The organism is Streptomyces sp. NPDC050704 (genome assembly GCF_040654355.1).
Classification (GTDB): Bacteria; Actinomycetota; Actinomycetes; order Streptomycetales; family Streptomycetaceae; genus Streptomyces.
The window spans coordinates 1-18,775 of sequence record NZ_JBFAHW010000165.1 but is presented as its reverse complement, the minus strand read 5'-3'; the positions used below and the strand labels follow the sequence as shown (position 1 = coordinate 18,775).

Here is an 18,775-nt window from a genome sequence, read left to right as displayed (position 1 = left end):
TAACAGGACGGCATCCACTTAACAAGTGAACGCCGTTCTGTTAACGTGCTTGACCATGGAGCCGAACACCCGTGCGCCGGCGAGCACACCAGAAGCCTTGCGCCGAGCCCGCCACGCCGGCTTCGTACGGGAGCCGGACCGGTGTCACTCCGTCAGCGCTGCAGTGTCAGCAGACCCGGACGGTAGGGCCAGTGGCCGTACTCGCCGCCGGAGTTGGGGCTGCGTCCCTGGTAGAGGAACTGCAGGTTGCAGGGATCGACGGTGAAGGTCTGATCGGCGCTGGTGCGGATCAGTTCGCCGTGGCTGATGTCGTTGGTCCAGGTGACGCCGGTGTTGGCCTTGCCGGCGAAGGGGTTGCTCTCGGTCGCGGCCTGGGGTGTCCATGAGCCGTTCAGGCTGGCGGCCGTGAACGAGCGGAAGTAGCGGCCCTGCGAGCCGATCGCCTCGACGATCATGAGGTAGCGGTTCTCGCCCTGGAGCTTGTAGACCTGCGGGGCTTCGAACAGGTTGTTCTTCGTGTCGCTCATGATCGTTGTGTAGGTCGAGCCGAAACTGCCCGGGAAGTTCCCGATCGGCATGCTGGCCCGGTAGATCTTGCCGTTGTCACCGGCGAAGAACAGGTACATGTTCTGGCCGTCAGCGATGAGCGTCTGGTCGATGGGGCCGGTGTCGGAGCCGGTGATGCTTCCGGAGAAGAGCACCTGTTGTGCGGACCAGCCATTGGGGTTGGAGGGGTCGCTCGACGTCCGGTAGGAGAAGGCGCTCCCGCCTCCCCACTGGTAGGCGAGCACCCAGATGTTCTTCGGCGCGAAGTAGAAGAGCGTGGGTGCCACGACGGAGTTCGACATCGTGTTCTGGCCGGCCGAGGCCATCTCCGGCCAGTTGCTGAACAGGTTGAAGTTCATCGAACCCCAGCCCACTCCCGTTCCCGCGGCGCCGTGCGTCGTCGCGTAGACGAGATGCTTGCCGTTGTAGGGGACGACGGTGAAGTCCTTGAGCGAGGCCCACCCGGCCTTGGGCTGCGCCAGCGCGCCCGTGGACGTCCAGCGGTAGGTCGACGGGAGATTGCACGAGCCAGGGGGGTTGCCGCCGCCGACCTTGACGAGCTGCCACTGCTGGTTGGTGCCGCCCCAGTCGTCGTACTGGACGATGTTCGCGTTGTCGGCGGTGGAGCCGCCTTGTACTTCGAGAGCCTTGTTGCTGTGGCGCGCGATGAGCCTCACGTAGCCGTCCGAGCTGTCGGCCAGCCGCCACTGCTGGTTGGTGCTGTTCACGTCGGTCCGCTGGACGATCGCGCCGCCGTTGGCGGTGGACGCGTTGTTGACGTCAAGCACCTTGCCGGAGTGGCGGGACTTGATGCGGTAGTTACCGCCGCCGGAGTCGACGAACTGCCACTGCTGCTGGTTCTGGTCGTTCCTGGTCCACTGGGTGATGCGGGCGCCGTCGTTGGTCGCCAGGTTGTAGACGTCCAGGGCCTTGCCGCTGTTGCGATTGACCAGCACGTACGAGGCGTTGGGGTCGACAGTCGCCGCCTTGGCGGGCTGGGCGCCGAGGAAGCCGGCCACGAGCAGCAAGGGCGCGAGGACGGCGAGTAAGCGTCTTAGACGGACCGGGGACGGGTGGCGAAACCACATCAGAGGGCCTCCTTGGGGGCGGGGCGGGGTGACGCCGATGAACCGCGGAGCGGCCGTACCGGGGGCAGAGAAAGTCTCGAAACATTCGAAGACCCCTCCGAACCTTTGACGCCACAAGCTAAGAATGTGGGGCCCTCTGGTCAAGGTCTGTTGCCGATCTGACCACAAACAGTTCCTCCCGGCACTCTGGAAGCTCGCGATGCGGCTCGCCCTTCCAAGGGTCTGCGCGGGGAAGGGGAGTTGAGCAAGCGACATCTGCCACTCGTTCAAGATTCCGAAAGATTCGGGCGACGAACAGAAACTTTCTCTGTGGTGAGTATTGACGATTCACCGTCAATCCCTCAATCATCCCTCTCTGAGTGGCCGACCGTAGTTCGAGATTTCGAACTACGTCCTCTGAGTAGCTGTGCTGCACCGCAGATCCGCGCACCGAAGCACCTGCACCACCCCGTTTCGTTCCGGTGAGGTTCGCACCAGCGCATCTTGGCTTTTCGCGCAGTTGGAGAGGTACTCGACGCCGCGTGGCGGTCCCCCGGTTGAGCCGCGATGGAGTGCGCCCATGCCTGTGTCGAAACACCGCCGCCGCCGTACGTCACCCGACGGCCGACCGGCTGCCGTCTCGTGCCGGTTGAGATCGTCCCGGTCCCATGACCGCGGGGTCCGGTGATTCCGTGCTGCCCGCGTTCCGGCTCACCCGTCCGTCTGCCAAGTGGGAGCGGACGACGCATTCCCCTGCGCGTCAGTCCATCCGTCCTTCAGTCCTTCAGTCGTTCAGTCGTTCAGTCCTTCCGTGATTTCTACCTTGGAGGCACAGTCATGGGCTCGTATGCCCTTCCCAGACACGTTATCCGCCGGAAGATCCGCGGCCTGCTGCTGGCGCTGGTCGTCGGCGTCCTCGGTGCGGCCGCCGCGCTGATCGCGCCGCCGACCGCACACGCCGCCGAGAACACGCTCGGCGCCGCGGCGGCGCAGAGCGGCCGCTACTTCGGCACCGCCATCGCCTCGGGCAGGCTGGGCGACTCGGCGTATACGTCGATCGCGAGCCGTGAGTTCAACTCGGTGACGGCCGAGAACGAGATGAAGATCGACGCCACCGAACCGCAGCGGGGCCAGTTCAACTTCACCGCCGGTGACCGCGTCTACAACTGGGCGGTGCAGAACGGCAAGCAGGTGCGCGGCCACACCCTGGCCTGGCACTCCCAGCAGCCCGGCTGGATGCAGAGCCTCAGCGGCAGCAACCTGCGCCAGGCGATGATCGGCCACATCAACGGCGTGATGGCCCACTACAAAGGCAAGATCGCGCAGTGGGACGTCGTGAACGAGGCCTTCGAGGACGGCAATTCGGGAGCCCGGCGCGACTCCAACCTGCAACGCACCGGCAACGACTGGATCGAGGTCGCCTTCCGCACCGCGCGCGCCGCCGACCCGGCCGCCAAGCTCTGCTACAACGACTACAACGTCGAGAACTGGACCTGGGCCAAAACCCAGGCCATGTACGCCATGGTCCGCGACTTCAAGCAGCGCGGCGTGCCGATCGACTGCGTCGGCTTCCAGTCGCACTTCAACAGCGGCAGCCCCTACAACAGCAACTTCCGCACCACCCTGCAGAACTTCGCCGCCCTCGGCGTCGACGTGGCCATCACCGAACTCGACATCCAGGGCGCCCCGGCCACGACCTACGCCAACGTGACCAACGACTGCCTGGCCGTCCCGCGCTGCCTCGGCATCACCGTCTGGGGTGTACGCGACACCGACTCCTGGCGAGCTGAGCAGACGCCGCTGCTGTTCAACGGCAACGGCAGCAAGAAGCCCGCCTACACCGCCGTCCTCAACGCACTCAACGGCGGTTCCACCAATCCTCCGTCGGAATCCGGACCGGTCAAGGGCGTCGGTTCGGGCCGCTGCCTGGACGTGCCCGGCACCAGCACCACCGACGGCACCCAGCTCCAGCTGTGGGACTGCCACAACGGCACCAACCAGCAGTGGACGTACACCGCCGCCGGCGAGCTCAAGGTCTACGGCAACAAGTGCCTGGACGCCGCCGGCACCGGCAACGGCACCAAGGTCCAGATCTACAGCTGCTGGGGCGGCGACAACCAGAAATGGCGCCTCAACTCCGACGGATCCATCGCCGGAGTCCAGTCCGGCCTCTGCCTCGACACCGTCGCAAGCGGCACCGCCAACGGCACCCTGATCCAGCTCTCCTCCTGCTCGAACGGCAGCAACCAGCGTTGGACCCGCACCTGATGGGACCTGCCACAAAGGCCACAAAGGAAGGGTGAATTGATGAAGACCTACGGTGCGGCTTCCCCCGCCCCGCCACGGAGACATCGCTGGTGGTCCCGGGTCGCCGCCGTGGTGGCGGTGGCCCTCGCGATCGGCATGCTCGGCGCGGTGAATCCGGCGCCCGCCGAGGCGGCGACGGTGGACACCAATGCCTGGTACGCCCTGGTCAATCGCAACAGCGGCAAGGCGCTGGAGGTCTCGGGCTCGGCCACCGCCGACGGCGGGCGGGTCAGCCAGCGGACGCGCAGCGACGGAACCAACCAGCAGTGGCAGTTCGTGGACTCGGGCGGCGGCTTCTACCGCCTCAAGGCCCGGCATTCGGGCAAGGTCCTCGACGTGGCCGGTGCCTCGACCGCTGACGGTGCCGCGATCCAGCAGTGGGCCGACCACAACGGGGCCAACCAGCAGTTCCGACTGGCCGACTCCGACGGGGGTCACGTCCGGCTGATCAACCGCACCAGCAGCAAGGCGGTGGAGGTGCAGGGCGCCTCCACCGCCGACGGCGGCAACGTCGTCCAGTACTCCGACTGGAGCGGCGCCAACCAGCAATGGCAGCTGGTCAAGCTGTCGTCCGGTGGCGGTGCCGGCGCATGCGGCAGCGCCCCGACCCTGGCGAGCGGTACGCACACGATTCAGAGCGGCGGCAAGAGCCGCAGCTTCATCCTCAGGGTTCCCGCCAACTACGACAACAGCCGCCCCTACCGGCTGATCTTCGCGTTCCACTGGCGGGGCGGAACCGCCGGCGAGGTCGCCTCGGGCGGCACGAGCGGGAACGCCTGGTCCTACTACGGCCAACAGGAACAGTCGAACAACAGCGCAATCCTTGTCGCCCCCCAGGGCCTCGGCAACGGCTGGGCCAATTCGGGTGGTGAGGACATCACCTTCGTCGACGACATGATCCGGCGAATCGAGGGCGGCCTCTGTGTCAACCCGGCGCAGCGTTTCGCCACGGGATTCAGCTGGGGCGGCGGTATGAGCTACGCACTCGCATGCTCCCGGGCGAACGTCTTCAGGGCCGTCGCGGTCATCTCCGGCGGCCAGATCAGCGGGTGCAGCGGCGGCACTCAGCCCATCGCCTACTTCGGGATCCACGGCATCAGCGACAACGTCCTCAACATCGGGCAAGGACGGTCCTTGCGCGACAAGTTCGTCGCCAACAACGGCTGCACTGCCCAAAGCCCACGCGAGCCCGCCCAGGGCAGCCGAACCCACATCACCACCACCTACTCGGGCTGCCGTGCCGGATACCCGGTCCAATGGGCCGCGTTCGACGGAGGCCACATACCCGGTCCGGTCGACGGCTCCTCCGGCGAAAGCGGCGTCACCACCTGGACCAAAGCAGAGATCTGGAGGTTCTTCGCACAGTTCCAGTGACACGCCCGCACCACGAGTGGAGCCAGGATGATCCTGGCTCCACTCCGTCGACGTCCATCCCAGACAGGTCGATGTCCATCCCAGACAGAAGAACGGAGAGGCCTTTTCAGGAGAGCTCCCACGCCTTCGGCCTGGTCACGGCCGGCGAACAGGCCGCGGGTTTGCTGAACGAGGGCGACGGTGGCGGTGATCTCGGCGGACGGCGCCCGCGCGTGCGCCCGGTCAGGGTGAGGCCCATCGTCTTGGCCTGGCCCTTCTGCAACACTTTTCACAGTGTGGTCGCGAGGCAGGGCGACGTCGTTCAGTGGATCTGTCGGCGTTGATCACGTGATGCCGAGCGTGGCCATGGCCCGGGGTGCGTTGCCGGTGCGCACGCGTGAGGCGTCCTCACTCCAGGCGACCTGGCGAAACCTTGCCATCGACGCCGTCCGCCGGGCTGGCAAGACAACTTTGCCGAAGCCCTGGGTGCCGAGTTGATCCCGAAGTGTGATTACTGGCGGCGAGTTTGTCGGCGACTTCGCCCGTGCCGTCGGGTGAGTCGTCGTCGACCACGAGCAGGTGCAGGTTGGACACCGGCAGGTTTACGAGCAGGCCGGCCAGGGCGGGCAGGTTGTCCCGCTCGCTGTAGTCGGTACGACGACAACGACCTTCGGCTTCACGCACGAGGTGCCGCAGCACGCCGTTGACCTGGTCGAAGAACGTAGAGGATGGCGTCCATGATGCGGCGCAGGTCGTGCCCGGTGGTCGGTCGATGTCCAGGCCCATGCCCCTGTGCTCGGCCCGCCAGGCGGTGAGCGTGGGGCCGGTCAACTTCCAGCGGGCGGCCGAGCGCGGCGGCGATGGCCGACGAGCGGTACGCCGGCCGAAGATCGTCGGCCGTGCCCCGACGCGGGTCCTTCTCGGCCGGCTCCTGCTCGGCCGGCAGCCCCGCAGCGCGGAGTGCGGTCGGCTTGCCCGGTGGGCCGGACGAAGATCTCGTCGGCGTCGACCGCTTCCGTGCCCTTGCCCGTGGCACTGCCTTGTCGGAGCCGTGACAGGTCATACGGCATCGCTGGGCATTCCGGGTGACTGGGCGATCTCATGTTCGGCGGCTTCGATGATGGCCAGTACGGCGGCCGCCGCGGCCGCGGGATCGCGGGCCTCGACGGCTTGCACGATGGCGCGGTGACCCGGCAGCGAGGCTTCCACCGCGCCGGGGGTCTGGGTGCTGACGAGGAAGCTGTGTTCCAGCGCGATGTCGACAGCGCGGCCCAGTGAGCCGAGGAGACGGTTGCCGCTGGCGTCGAGCAGGGCCCGGTGGAAGGCGATGTCGGCTTCGACGTAGCCGCTGCGGCCGGGTTCCGCCGCCGCGGCCTCCATGGCCGCCAGGGAGTCGTACAGGACTCGTACATCGTCGGGGCCGGCCCGGTCGGCAGCGAGCCGGGCCGCCTCGGGCTCGACGATCCGGCGCAGTTCACCCGTGTCGCGCAGCAGAGTCGTGGCGTCCCCGGCCTGTTTCCAGCGCAGCACGTCGCGGTCCAGGTGGTTCCAGTGCTCCGGGGGCAGCACGCGCGTGCCGGTGCGCGGGCGTACGTGCAGCATCCCCTTGGCCACCAGTGCCTTGACCGCTTCCCGCACCACCCCTCGGCTGACGCCGATCTCGGCCGCGAGCGCGTCCTCGACCGGCAACGGATCCCCCGGCTCCCACGCGCGACCCACGATGCGCCGCCCGAGCCCGTCGACCACGCGCTGATGCGTGGTCAGGAAGTGCACCACGATCTCTGCTCACCCCCTGGACGTCATTCATCGAATCATTTAATGATTGTGCTCCAGGGTACGGCCTGCAGGTCTGCAGGTCCTCACCCGACAACGCCCCATCGCGAAGCGGACGACGCCGGAGCCACGGGAGTGCCTACATGACCGACGGTCAGAAGACGAGCCGCCGCAGCCAGGCATGGTTCGGCGCACGGGGCCGCAGCGGGATGGTGTACCGCTCCTGGATGCGCAACCAGGGATTCGGGCACGAGGTGTTCGACGGGCGTCCCGTCATCGGTATCGCGACCAGTGCCTCCGAACTCGCCCCGTGCAACGCCCATCTGACACGCGTCGCCGAGGCCGTCAAGCGCGGCGTGTGGCAGGCGGGCGGCCTGCCACTCCAGTTCCCCACCATGGCCACCGGCGAGACCCTGATGCGCCCCACCGCCATGCTGTACCGCAACCTCATGGCCATGGAGGTCGAGGAGCTGATCCGGGCCAATCCGCTCGACGGTGTCGTGCTGCTCTCGGGCTGCGACAAGACGACCCCCGCCATGCTCATGGCCGCTGCCAGCGTCGACCTGCCCGCCGTCATGGTCACCGGCGGGCCGATGCTCAACGGCAAGTACCGCGGCCAGGACGTGGGATCCGGCACCCATGTGTGGAAGTTCGAGGAGGACCTGAAGACCGGCCGGATGACCGAGGAGGAGTGCTTCTTCGCGGAAGGGTGCATGGCCCGTTCCAACGGGCACTGCATGACGATGGGAACCGCCTCGACGATGGCCTGCTTGGCCGAGGCGCTCGGCATGCAGCTGCCGGGCTCGGCGGCCTGGCCCGCGGTCGACTCCCGGCGGATGGAAACCGCGCAGGCGGCGGGGCAGCGCATCGTACGAATGGTGGAGGAGGAGCTGCGCCCCTCGCAGATCCTGACCCGGGAGGCGTTCGAGAACGCCATCCGGGTCAACGCGGCCATCGGCGGCTCCACGAACGCCGTCATCCATCTCACCGCCATCGCCGGACGCGTCGGCGTCGAGCTGAGCCTCCAGGACTTCGACGACCTGGTCCGCGCGGTGCCGACCCTGGTCAATCTGATGCCCAGCGGCACATACCTCATGGAGGACTTCTGCTACGCGGGCGGCCTCCCCGCCGTCCTGGCCGAGCTGCTCGGCGGCGAGATGCTGCACGGCGAACAGATCACGGTCACCGGACGCACCATCGCCGAGAACACCGAGAACGCCGAACGCGTCGACTCCGACGTCATCACCGGCCTCGACGTCCCCTTCCAGCCGGCCGGCACCGGTATCGCCGTCCTCCGCGGCAACCTGTGCCCCGACGGCGCTGTGATCAAGCAGTCCGCCGCGTCACCGCACCTGCTCACCCACCGTGGCCCCGCGCGCGTCTTCGACTCGCCCGAGGCCTATCACGAGGTGGCCGACGACCCGGAACTCGACATCGACGAGAACACCGTCATCGTCATCCGCAACGCCGGCCCCAAGGGCTACCCCGGCATGCCCGAGGTCTCCAACGTCCCGCTGCCCGCCAAGCTGCTGAAGGCCGGCGTCAAGGACATGGTGCGCGTCTGCGACGGCCGGATGAGCGGCACCGGGTACGGGACAGTGGTCCTGCACGTAGCGCCCGAGGCCGCCGTCGGCGGACCTCTCGCCCTGGTGCACGACGGGGACCCGGTCGTCCTCGACGTCCCGAACCGCTCCCTGCGCCTGGACGTGGACGACGCCGAGCTCACACGACGCCGGCAGGCATGGAAGGCCCCCGCTGAGCGGCACACCAGCGGTTACGCCTGGCTTTACACCCAGAACGTGGAACAGGCCGACCGGGGCGCCGACTTCGGTTTCCTGCGCGGAAGCCGTGGACACGAGGTCCCCCGCGACTCCCACTGAGTCCCAGGTGACCGCACCCCCTCGAAACCAGGAGAGCATCGATCGTGGAATCGGCAGCAGCGCGCCCTCGTCCGGTCCTCACAGCCGGCTCCGTCCTGCCGGCGGACGCCGACCGAGCCGCCCTCGTCGCGCGCGTCCACAACCCGGAATGCGACGGACCGTGTGTGGCCGCGGTCCGCGGCGAGCAGGTCGTCGACCTGACGGCCATCGCACCCACCGTCTCCGACCTCATGGAACGCGACGACGCGGCGGCAGTCGTCCGCGAGGCCGACGGCGGACATTTCTGGCGCCTGGACGAACTGCTCGACGCACCGAGCGGCCGCCGTGACGTTCCCCATCTGCTCGCCCCCATCGACCTGCAAGTGATCAAGGCAGCGGGCGTCACCTTCGCCCGGAGTCTGCTGGAACGCGTCATCGAAGAGCGCACGGGCGGCGATCCGGCGCAGGCTGCGCGGGTACGGGCCCGCGTCGGGCAGGTGGTGGGTGGCACGCTCGACGGCATCCGTCCCGGATCGCCGGAAGCGGACAAGGCCAAGGAACTGCTCGTCTCCGAAGGACTGTGGTCGCAGTACCTGGAGGTCGGGATCGGGCCGGACCCGGAAGTGTTCACCAAGGCCCCGGTACTGTCCGCGGTCGGCACCGGCGCCGACATCGGCGTGCTCGGCGCCTCGGTGTGGAACAACCCTGAACCCGAGGCCGTCCTCGTCGTGGACTCGCGCGGCCGGGTACGCGGCGCGACGCTCGGCAACGACGTCAACCTCCGCGACATCGAGGGACGCAGCGCCCTGCTGCTGTCCCGTGCGAAGGACAACAACGCCTCATGCGCGATCGGTCCGTTCGTCCGCCTGCTCGACGAGGACTTCGACCTCGACACCGTACGCGGGATCGACATCGACCTCCGGATCGACGGCACGGACGGTTACGTACTGCGTGGCAGCAGTTCCATGCGCGAGATCAGCCGCGACGTACTGGACCTGGTGGCCGCCACGCACGGTCCGCACCATCAATACCCGGACGGCTTCGTGTTGTTCACCGGAACGCTGTTCGCCCCCACCGAGGACCGACAGGCACCCGGCGCGGGCTTCACCCACGAGTACGGCGACATCGTGCGGATCTCCAGCCCGCGACTCGGCGCTCTGGTCAACACCGTCGTCCCCAGCGAGCAGGCCGCGCCGTGGACGTTCGGCGTACGAGCACTGATGCGCAACCTCGCCCAGCGCGGCGTGCTGTGAGACGACGAAGCCCGGGCGATACCGATGTGGCTCGCTGCGAAGAACACCTGCCTGGTCTCCATGGCGGGCGGCGTGCAGGGGCCCATGACCCGGTAGTTCACCCACCCGCACGCCCCGCGGCCCCCAGGCGCCGCACAGCCGCAGCCGACCGCCGGGACGGCCTTCGAACCGGGCCGGCGCCGGTTGCCCGGACCACCACATGCCTGGCCCTGCGGTCCCGTGTGCGCAGCGCTGCCGCTGCCGCGACGTGCGCTGCGCACGCCTGGTTCATGCCCGGGCAACCGGCTCCTGCCCGACCGTGGCGTGCAAGCGCCGCGTGTGATCCACATGGCGCTCGGTTCCGGTCAACGTGACCCTGGCCGTCAGGCGCGGATCCGCGCTGGAGGCGGCCAACCGCACTTCCAGCTCGCCCGGTTCGACGACGCGCCGACCGTCGCGTCCGGTGAAGGAGGCGAGGTCGGCCGGGACCGTGACACGGAGGCGCCGGGCCTCGCCCGGTTTCAGTTCGACCCGGGTGTAGCCGACGAGGCGCTGCACCGGCTGGACGACGGAGGCGACCGGGTCGTGCAGATAGAGCTGGACGACCTCGGTTCCGGACCGCTCGCCTGTGTTGCGGACGGTGAAGGTGAGGGTGAACTCGCTGTCCGTCGGAGCCTCCTGGACGTCCACGGTCAGGTCTGTCCAGTCGAACCGCGTGTAGGACAGACCGTGACCGAAGGCGAACGCGGGGGTCGGGTCGATGGTGGACACCTTGCTGACGTGAGCGAGCCGCGCCCCGAGGTACGTGGTCGGCTGGGAGCCCGGCCCGCGCGGCACGCTGACCGGGAGACGTCCGGAGGGATTGGTACGGCCACTGAGCACCCCGGCGATCGCGTGAGTGCCCTCCTCACCCGGGAAGAAGGACTGCACGATCGCAGCGGACTCCTCCACGGCGCGGCCGAGGGCGTACGGTCGTCCCGCGAGCAGGACGGTGACCACGGGTGTCTCCAGGTCGAGCAGGGTGTCGAGCAGTTGCTGCTGCGCGCCGGGCAGCCGCAGCGAGTCGACGTCACACCCCTCGCCGCTGGTGCCCCGCCCGAAGAGCCCGGCGCGGTCGCCGAGCACGACCAGGGCGATGTCGGCCTCGCGTGCCACCCGGGTGGCCTCGCGAATGCCGGAGAGATCTCCGTCGTCGATTCCGGTGCCGCGGGCGACCGTGATCTCGGCGTCGGGGAACTCGGCGGCGAGAGTGTCGCGCAGCGTGGGCAGCTCGATGCCGAGTGGGGTACCGGGGTGGCGGACGCCGATGTGCTGGGGGAAGGAGTAGCAGCCGAGTACGGCGATGGGCTCGTCGGCGTTGGGACCGAGCAGGGCGATGCGGCGCGGCCTCGCGAGCGGCAGGGTGCCGTCGTTGCTCAGCAGCACGACCGCTTCCTCGGCGATCGTGCGGGCCAGCGCGCGATTCTCCGGACAGTCCAGGTCGATTCGGCCGCGCAGGGCGGCCGGGTCGTCCAGGTTTGCCCCGTCGAGCGCGGCCGGCACGGGGCTCCAGTCCGGGTCGAGCAGGCCGAGCATCGCCTTCTGGGTGAGTGTCCGGCGCAGGGCGCGATCGACCGACGCCTCCGGTATGCGGCCGTCGGCGACGGCCTCGGCCAAGGGCGCGCCGTATGTCTTGACATTGGGCAGTTCGACGTCGATGCCCGCGCGCAGCGCGGTGCCGGCCGCGCCGGCCCAGTCGGCTGCGATGCCGTGCAGCGTCTTCAGGAAGGCGATGGCGAAGTAGTCGGCGACGACAGTGCCGTCGAAGCCCCACGTGTCGCGCAGCAGCCCGGTGAGCAGATCCTCGTCGGCCGCGGAGGGCATGCCGTCGGTGTCGGTGTAGGCGTTCATCACCGACCGGGCGCCGCCTTCACGGATCGCCATCTCGAAGGGGGGCAGCAGAACGTCGGCGCGTTCACGCGGGCCCACGGAGGAGGGAGCGAGGTTACGGCCGGCGCGAGAGGCCGAGTAGCCGGCGAAGTGCTTGAGGGTGGCGACGATCCCGGCGGACTCAAGGCCCTGCACGTATGCCGTCCCGATGGTGCCGACGAGGTACGGGTCCTCGCCGATGGTCTCCTCGACCCGGCCCCAGCGGGCGTCGCGCACCACATCCAGGACGGGCGCGAGTCCCTGGTGGACGCCGACGGCACGCATGTCGCGGCCGATGGCGGCGGCCATGCGCCGCACCGTGTCCGGATTGAAGGTGGCACCCCAGGACAGCGGAACGGGGTAGGCCGTCGCCCCCCAGGCGGCGAAGCCGGCCAGACACTCGTCATGCGCGAGAGCGGGGATGCCGAACCGGTTCGTGGCGGCGATACGGATCTGGGTGCGGGCCAGGGAGAGTGCACCCAGGGCGGGGTCGACCGGGACCGTGCCGAAGGGCCGGGTCAGCTGGCCGAGGCCGGTGGGCAGGAGCGCGTCGAGATCGACGGCCTCCTCCATGTCGTGCTGGTGGGGGGCCACTTCACCGCCCTGATCGGAGGCGCCCACCCACACTCCGTACAGCTGGGCGGTCTTCTCCTGAAGGGTCATCGCGTCGATCAGGGCGTCGACTCTCGCGGTGACGGAAACGGTGGGGTCGTTCCAGAGGGAGATTCCGGGGGTGTTGTCTACAACCACGTCGGCGTTCACTTTCCTCCCACGCCCGTCAGCCCCTTGGCCGGGGCGCGACGGTCGAACAGGTAGACGAGCAGGACTCAAGGCGGGGCAGATCGCGTCCGGGCTCCGGCCCGGCCCGGATCCGCTTCGCCCGCCCACCGGCCACGGCGTCAGCGGCACTGTCGATCAACGGCTGAATCCGGCGGTCAGACCGCTCAGCAGCTGGCGGCGGCCCAACGCGTACAGGATGATCAGGGGCAGGGTGGTGAGGACGACGGCGGCCAGGAGGGCGGGGACGTTGACCCCGTACTCGCCCTGGAAGGTCCACAGGGCGAGCGGCAGAGTCCGCTGGGAAGGGCTCTGGGTGAGGATCAGCGGCAGCAGGAATCCGTTCCAGATGGTCAGCGCGTTGAAGATGGTCACGGTGAGGATGGCCGGGCGGGTGAGCGGCGCTGCCAGGCGCCACAGCGTCCCCCACTCGGTGGCTCCGTCCACCCGCATCGAGTCGAACAGCTCCTTGGGCACGTCGCGGATGAAGTTGGCGAGGATCAGCACGGACAGCGGGATGGCGAAGGCGATCGACGGCAGGATCAGGGCCAGCAGGCTGTCGTACAGCTGCAGCTCGATGATGATCAGGTAGACCGGGATGGCCGTCGCCTGCAGCGGAATGGCGAGGCCCATGAGGAACATGCCGTTGACCACGCGCAGGAACCGCATGCGCCAGCCGCGCACGATGGCGTAGGCGGCCATGAAGGAGACGGCGACCGCCGGCACCACCGCGCCGGCGGTGACCACGACGCTGTTCCAGAAGTAGCTGATGAAGTCGGACTCGAGGACCAGCTGGTAGTTGTCCAGTGTGGGGTCGCTCGGCGGCGCCAGCGGGTTGCTCGCGTAGTAGTTGCTCTGGGCCTTGAGACTGGTGACGACAATCCAGTAGAGGGGTACGACGACGACGGCGAGCCAGAGCCATCCGGCCAGACCGCCGAGCCAGTTGCGCCGGCGGGCGGTCGCACCGGGACGGTGCCCCCGCTCGCGTGGGGCGGTCTTCTGCGGGTGCGGCTCGGTCAGCGTGGTGGTCATGTCAGACTCCCTCGAGCTGGCTCTCACCGGCGTCCCGGCCCCCGAGCCGGCGCAGCAGCAGGGCGATGGCGAGGCCCATCAGGACGAGGATGACCGCGATGGCGCTGGCCGGCCCCATCAGGTTGGCCTGGAAGCCCCGTTTGTACATGTCCAGCGCGAGGACCCGGGTGGCGTCCCCGGGGCCGCCCTCGGTCAGGACGAAGATGAGGTCGAAGAACGTGAGCGACCCGATCACCATCAGCGTCGACGAGGTGATGATGGTGTATTTGAGCTGGGGCAGCGTGATGCTGAAGAACTGGCGGATCCGCCCGGCGCCGTCCAGCTGTGCGGCCTCGTACAAGGACTGCGGGATCTGCTGGACGCCCCCCTGGTAGATCAGCGAGTGGAACGGGACGAACTGCCAGGAGACGACGAAGACGACGACGCCGAAGGCGAGCCAGGGGCGCCCCAGCCAGTCCTTGCTGAGCCACTCGAACCCCAGCCCGGCGCCGAGCCCGAAGTTGGGGTCGAGGAGCGCCTTGTACGCGACCGCGATCGCCGCGGAGCTGAGCAGGAGCGGGATGAAGTAGATCAGGCTCAGCACCGCGCGGTAGCGCTGGCGGCCGGCCAGGAACGTGCCGAGGAGAATACTCGCCGGTGTCTGGACCGCCCAGGACACGGCCATCACCAGGAACGTCACCCACAGGGCGTGCGGCAGCCCGGGGTTGGTGAGCACCGCACGCCAGCTGGTCAGCCCGGACGGGTGGATGTCGCCGATCCCGTCCCACGTCGTGAAGCTCAGCACGAAGACGCCGACGAGTGGGACGATGGCGAAGCCGACGAAGAACAGCAGCGCCGGCACGGCCAGCCAGGGCAGGATGCTGCGCCGGCCCTCGCGCCCTGTCGAGCCCGTGAGTGCGCTCACTTGCCGATGACCTTGTTGAGGTTGTCGGTGAACTGCTTGGGCGAGATGGACAGTTGGAACAGCTTGGCGATGTTGTCCAGCAGCGTCTCGGCGGCCGTCGGGCTGAGCGCCTGGTCCCAGGACTGGGCGAACGCCTTCGCGTTGCTGGCAATGCCGTAGACGAACTCCAGGAACTCGGAGTTCTCGGATCCGGCAAGGAGCTTCTCCGAGCCCTTCCGGATCGGCACCGCCCCGGTGTCGATCCACTCCTTCACCTCGTCGTCCGCGAGGACACCGGTGGCGAAGAAGTCCTTCGCGATCTTCTTCTGCTTGGCGCTGGCCTTCGAGGAGATGGACAGGTACTGGGCGGGGTTGCCGACGGAGTTGCCCGGATCGCCCTTGCCGCCTTCGACGGGTGGGAAGTTCATGAAACCGAGGCTGCCGCTGGAGACAAAGTCTCCGCCCTCGGTCTGCTGGATGCCGTACGACCAGGTGCCGTGCAGCATCATCGCGGCCTTGCCGGTGTACAGCAGTGCCTGGTCGGCGTTGGAGTCCGCGGTGATCGAGGAGAAGCCCTTGATGAATCCGTCCGCCTTGACCAGGTCCTGCACCTTGGTCAGCGCCTCGATGGCGGCCGGGTGGGACCAGGCGTCCTTCTCGCCGTCGAAGACGGCCTGGAACACCTCGGGGCCGCCGATGCGGTCGAACAGGAACTCCAGCCACATCATGTTCGTCCACCGGGACTGGCCGCCGAGGGAGAAGGGCGCTATGCCCTCCGCGTTGAACTTGGGCACCAGGGCCATGATGTCGTCCCAGGACCGGGGCGGCTCCACGCCGACGTCGTCGAAGACCTTCTTGTTGTAGAACAGGACGATCGGCTCCACGCTCTCGAACGGCATCGCGTAGATCTTGCCGTCGACGGTCGCCGCGCCGAACGAGGCCGGGAAGAGCCGGTCCTTGATGTCGGGGTTCTCGTCGAACCACGGGGTGAGGTCGTCGACCTGCCCGGCCTCCACGTAGGTGCGCAGCGTGCCGCCGCCCCACCCCCAGATGATGGTGGGCGCTTTCCCGGCGCCGATGGCGGTCTTGATCTTCGTCTTGAAGGCGTCGTTCTCGAAGGTGGTGACCTTGATCTGCCCCTTGGGGTTGGCCTTGTTGAACCGCTCCACAGCACCGGACCTGACGCCTTCCTGAGGCTGGCCGCTCAGGTGCCAGTACGTGGCCTTGCCGCCGTCGCCGCCGCCCTTGCCGGGACCGGACGAGCCGCAGGCCGCCAGTGCCGCGGAGGCCGGCACGCCGGCGGCCAGGCCGAGGAGGGTACGTCGGGAGAGCGCCATGTTCTTCTCCGCACTCGAGAGCCATCGGCTTCTCGTGAGTCATGGTGAAAGGTTTTCGAAATAGCCTTCTCCGAGCTCTGTTCGTGCAAATTAGGTTTCGGGCTGACGCCCTGTCAAGGTGTGTGCAAGTGCGTTGTGGTGCTGCCGACAGCCGCGTAATATCGGGCAAGAGCGACCCTCGAGAGACCTTGACAGGGACCGAAACTGTTTCGAAATCGACTGGCTGGGGACGGAGAGGCGACGCGATGGCAGCGGCTGACACACTGTCGGTGCAGGTCATGCCGGACCGGGTCGATGCCCTCCTGGCTGAGAGACCGGGGTGGACAAGGTCGCGCAGCTCGGCAGCCGCTGCGTCGGCAACCGCCCGGGGCGTGTGGCCGAAGGCGGCGACGGACAGGCGGAGAGTCCACAAGTGGCGCCTCCGGACGATGTGTTCGCGGGAACTCGGGAGCGTTCCGCGGGCAGAGGTCGCCCGACATGGTCCCGGTCACTCACCCGGGTGTACGGCAGCCGCCGGTGACCGCGGTGGAGAGCGCCGCAGTGCTTGCGGTGCTTGTCGAGTCGCAGCGCGCGGTCCCGGAGGAGTTCCGGACCGGCGTCCCCGTGCTGTCGGCCTGGTCCGGGCGTTCATGCCCGGCCAGGAGGGCGCGGCGGCGTACGGCTGGAGCCGGGCGCGAGCGCGCACGTACGGGTCGCACGCGTACCGGTCGGCGTGCATGCCCCGGACCGCGTTCACCGGACGCGATCTCACGCAGATCGTCGGACGTGTCGAGGTTGAGGGGCTCGTCGGCACCTCTCCGGACGATCTCGGTGCCGGGTTGCCGTACGGTTGACCGGTTCCACCCGCGTTGCCGGCCCGACAGGCGGCTCACCACACCGGTGGACGTACAGCTGAGAGGAACCGATGCGACCGAACGCCAGGCGCACCACTTTGGCGGACATCGCCCAAGCGGCGGGAGTCTCCGTCGCGACTGTGTCCAAAGTGGTCAACGGTCGCGGTGACGTGGCGCCGCACACCCGCAGCCGGGTGCAGGAACTGCTGCATCAGCACGACTACCTCGCGCCCGTGTTCCGCCACACCGAGGTCGTCGAAAGCCCGACCATCGAGGTGCAGTTCAAGGGCGGCCTCAAGTCGTACGTGGCCGAGACCCTGGAAGGCATCATCGACTCCGCCGCCGAATCGGGGGCCTCGGTGGTGATCAGCAAGGCGTCCCGTGCCCCGCACTGGGCCCGGGACCTGGTCTCAGCCGGGCGCCGCGCCGTCATCGCGGTCACCAGCGTGTACACCACAGCGCACCTGAACGAACTGGCCCGGTCCGGGCTGCCGTTGGTCGTGCTGGACCCACTGCACCTGCCGGACAGCCGCGTCCACAGCGTCGGGTCGACCAACTTCGCCGGCGGCCTGGCCGCGACCCGGCACCTGCTCTCCCTGGGTCACCGCCGCGTCGCCTATATCGGCGGACCGGCCATGGCCGTATGCAACCAGGCACGCATGCACGGCTACCGCGCCGCCATGGAGGCGGAAGGAGTGCAGGTACCCGACGCCTACGTCCGGCCCGGAGAATTCACGTATGAGACGGGGTTGCTCGGCGCCACGGCGCTACTGGGCCTGCAAGAGCCACCGACGGCGATCTTCGCAGGCAACGACGAGATCGCCATCGGTGTCATCGAGACCGCCCGCGCCCGAGGGCTACGCATCCCCGAAGACCTGAGCGTGGTGGGCTTCGACGACACAAGCCTCGCCCAGATGGCCTCACCGCCACTGACCACCGTGCGCCAGCCACTACGCGAGATGGGCGGTGCCGCCCTGCGCACCGCCCTCCGACTGGCCAACGGCGAAAAGGTCGAGTCCCACCACATCGAACTCGCCACCGAACTCGTGGTACGCGCCTCAACGGCGCCACCCCGCGAAGAGACTTCGGCGCGTAGGTAATCGCAGGTGAGAGGTCTTTGGGCAGGATTGAACCGGTCGGAGGCGTCTCCCATGAGGAACTCGGGCATGTCGCCCCGGACGGGGGGCACCGGATCGACGGTGCGCTGAAGGTCCGGGCCCCTGTGCTCTCCGAGCGGACGGCGCAGGGTGAAGCCGAGCGGACGGCGCGGGGTGAAGTCCGCGTGTATCACGAGTCGTTCGCCCGCTACCTGCGCCTGGCTGTCGGTGATTGCCGCCAACTTGGTACGGGAATGGCCCGGATCTTGCGCGACGGAACACCTCCGCTCGCGCGGGATGCACAACTCCTCGTGCTCCCCAGCCACCTGTGCCTCCAGCCGACCCCCGCGAGGAGAGAGCCATGCCCGAAGTGCCCGGCATCCCCGACACATCCGGCCGCTCCCGACCAGCCGGATCCTGACGCGGTCATCGATTCCTTGCCGAGCGCGGTGTCCTCTGCGCCTCGCCTAGCCTGCCCCGGCCAGGCCGCGCCCGTGCCTGTCAGGCGGCGTTTCCCGCCGAGGTCCGGGCGGCATCAGGGACCGGGACGGCGCCCGTGCCCTCGGCGACTGCGGCCTTCGCCGGTACCCCGATTCCGAGCTTCTCGAGGATCTTCTTCTCGATCTCGCCGGCGAGGTCGGGGTTGTCCTTCAGGAAGTTGCGCGCGTTCTCCTTACCCTGGCCGAGCTGGTCGCCCTCGTACGTGTACCAGGCGCCGGCCTTGCGGACGAAGCCGTTCTCCACGCCCATGTCGATCAGGCCGCCCTCGCG

At 68.5% G+C, this 18,775-nt stretch carries 12 protein-coding genes and 2 pseudogenes; 6 read left to right on the top strand and 8 right to left on the bottom strand.

Annotated elements, in window-relative coordinates:
* Nucleotides 1-152: 152 nt before the first annotated feature.
* Nucleotides 153-1,634, bottom strand: a complete 1,482-nt coding sequence (locus AB0I18_RS47665; RefSeq protein WP_363112103.1) for a non-reducing end alpha-L-arabinofuranosidase family hydrolase — start codon at nt 1,632-1,634, stop codon at nt 153-155.
* Between the two features lie 816 nt (nt 1,635-2,450).
* Between AB0I18_RS47665 and AB0I18_RS47660 the strand changes: the two genes are divergently transcribed.
* Nucleotides 2,451-3,881, top strand: a complete 1,431-nt coding sequence (locus AB0I18_RS47660; protein ID WP_363112102.1) for an endo-1,4-beta-xylanase — start codon at nt 2,451-2,453, stop codon at nt 3,879-3,881.
* A 108-nt stretch (nt 3,882-3,989) separates the two neighbouring features.
* Nucleotides 3,990-5,294 carry an RICIN domain-containing protein gene (locus AB0I18_RS47655; protein WP_363112105.1) on the top strand — a complete coding sequence of 435 codons (1,305 nt, stop codon included), beginning with the start codon at nt 3,990-3,992 and terminating at the stop codon, nt 5,292-5,294.
* Nucleotides 5,295-5,843: 549 nt separating this feature from the next.
* On the opposite strand, the pseudogene AB0I18_RS47650 reads toward AB0I18_RS47655, so the two are convergent.
* Nucleotides 5,844-6,164: pseudogene (locus tag AB0I18_RS47650) on the bottom strand (hypothetical protein); the annotation flags it as partial.
* Nucleotides 6,165-6,332: 168 nt separating this feature from the next.
* Nucleotides 6,333-7,052 carry a FadR/GntR family transcriptional regulator gene (locus AB0I18_RS47645; protein WP_363112104.1) on the bottom strand — a complete coding sequence of 240 codons (720 nt, stop codon included), beginning with the start codon at nt 7,050-7,052 and terminating at the stop codon, nt 6,333-6,335.
* Between the two features lie 137 nt (nt 7,053-7,189).
* Between AB0I18_RS47645 and AB0I18_RS47640 the strand changes: the two genes are divergently transcribed.
* Nucleotides 7,190-8,926 carry an IlvD/Edd family dehydratase gene (locus AB0I18_RS47640; protein WP_363112101.1) on the top strand — a complete coding sequence of 579 codons (1,737 nt, stop codon included), beginning with the start codon at nt 7,190-7,192 and terminating at the stop codon, nt 8,924-8,926.
* 44 nt (nt 8,927-8,970) lie between these two features.
* Nucleotides 8,971-10,158: a fumarylacetoacetate hydrolase family protein gene (locus AB0I18_RS47635; protein WP_363112100.1), complete on the top strand. Its 1,188-nt coding sequence runs from the start codon at nt 8,971-8,973 to the stop codon at nt 10,156-10,158.
* Nucleotides 10,159-10,425: 267 nt separating this feature from the next.
* On the opposite strand, the gene AB0I18_RS47630 is transcribed toward AB0I18_RS47635, so the two are convergent.
* From AB0I18_RS47630 to AB0I18_RS47615, 4 genes are all read right to left on the bottom strand, one after another.
* On the bottom strand, nt 10,426-12,807 hold the full coding sequence (locus AB0I18_RS47630; protein WP_363112099.1) for a glycoside hydrolase family 3 N-terminal domain-containing protein: 2,382 nt from the start codon (nt 12,805-12,807) through the stop codon (nt 10,426-10,428).
* Nucleotides 12,808-12,960: 153 nt separating this feature from the next.
* Entirely contained in the window at nt 12,961-13,854 is an 894-nt protein-coding gene (locus AB0I18_RS47625) for a carbohydrate ABC transporter permease (protein ID WP_363112098.1), read from the bottom strand.
* A gap of 1 nt (nt 13,855) precedes the next feature.
* Nucleotides 13,856-14,758 carry a sugar ABC transporter permease gene (locus tag AB0I18_RS47620; RefSeq protein WP_363112097.1) on the bottom strand — a complete coding sequence of 301 codons (903 nt, stop codon included), beginning with the start codon at nt 14,756-14,758 and terminating at the stop codon, nt 13,856-13,858.
* Nucleotides 14,755-16,074, bottom strand: a complete 1,320-nt coding sequence (locus AB0I18_RS47615; protein WP_363112096.1) for an extracellular solute-binding protein — start codon at nt 16,072-16,074, stop codon at nt 14,755-14,757. The genes AB0I18_RS47620 and AB0I18_RS47615 overlap by 4 nt, the downstream gene beginning before the upstream one ends.
* A 629-nt stretch (nt 16,075-16,703) precedes the next feature.
* Here AB0I18_RS47615 and AB0I18_RS47610 point away from each other — a divergent pair.
* Together AB0I18_RS47610 and AB0I18_RS47605 are read left to right on the top strand one after the other, a co-directional pair.
* Entirely contained in the window at nt 16,704-16,907 is a 204-nt protein-coding gene (locus AB0I18_RS47610) for a hypothetical protein (protein ID WP_363112095.1), read from the top strand.
* Nucleotides 16,908-16,978: 71 nt separating this feature from the next.
* Nucleotides 16,979-18,007 (top strand): LacI family DNA-binding transcriptional regulator, encoded by a 1,029-nt coding sequence (locus AB0I18_RS47605; protein WP_363112094.1) that lies wholly within the window; start codon nt 16,979-16,981, stop codon nt 18,005-18,007.
* Between the two features lie 498 nt (nt 18,008-18,505).
* Here the strand turns inward: AB0I18_RS47605 and AB0I18_RS47600 are convergent.
* Nucleotides 18,506-18,775 (bottom strand): annotated as a pseudogene (locus tag AB0I18_RS47600) (DNA recombination/repair protein RecA); the annotation flags it as partial.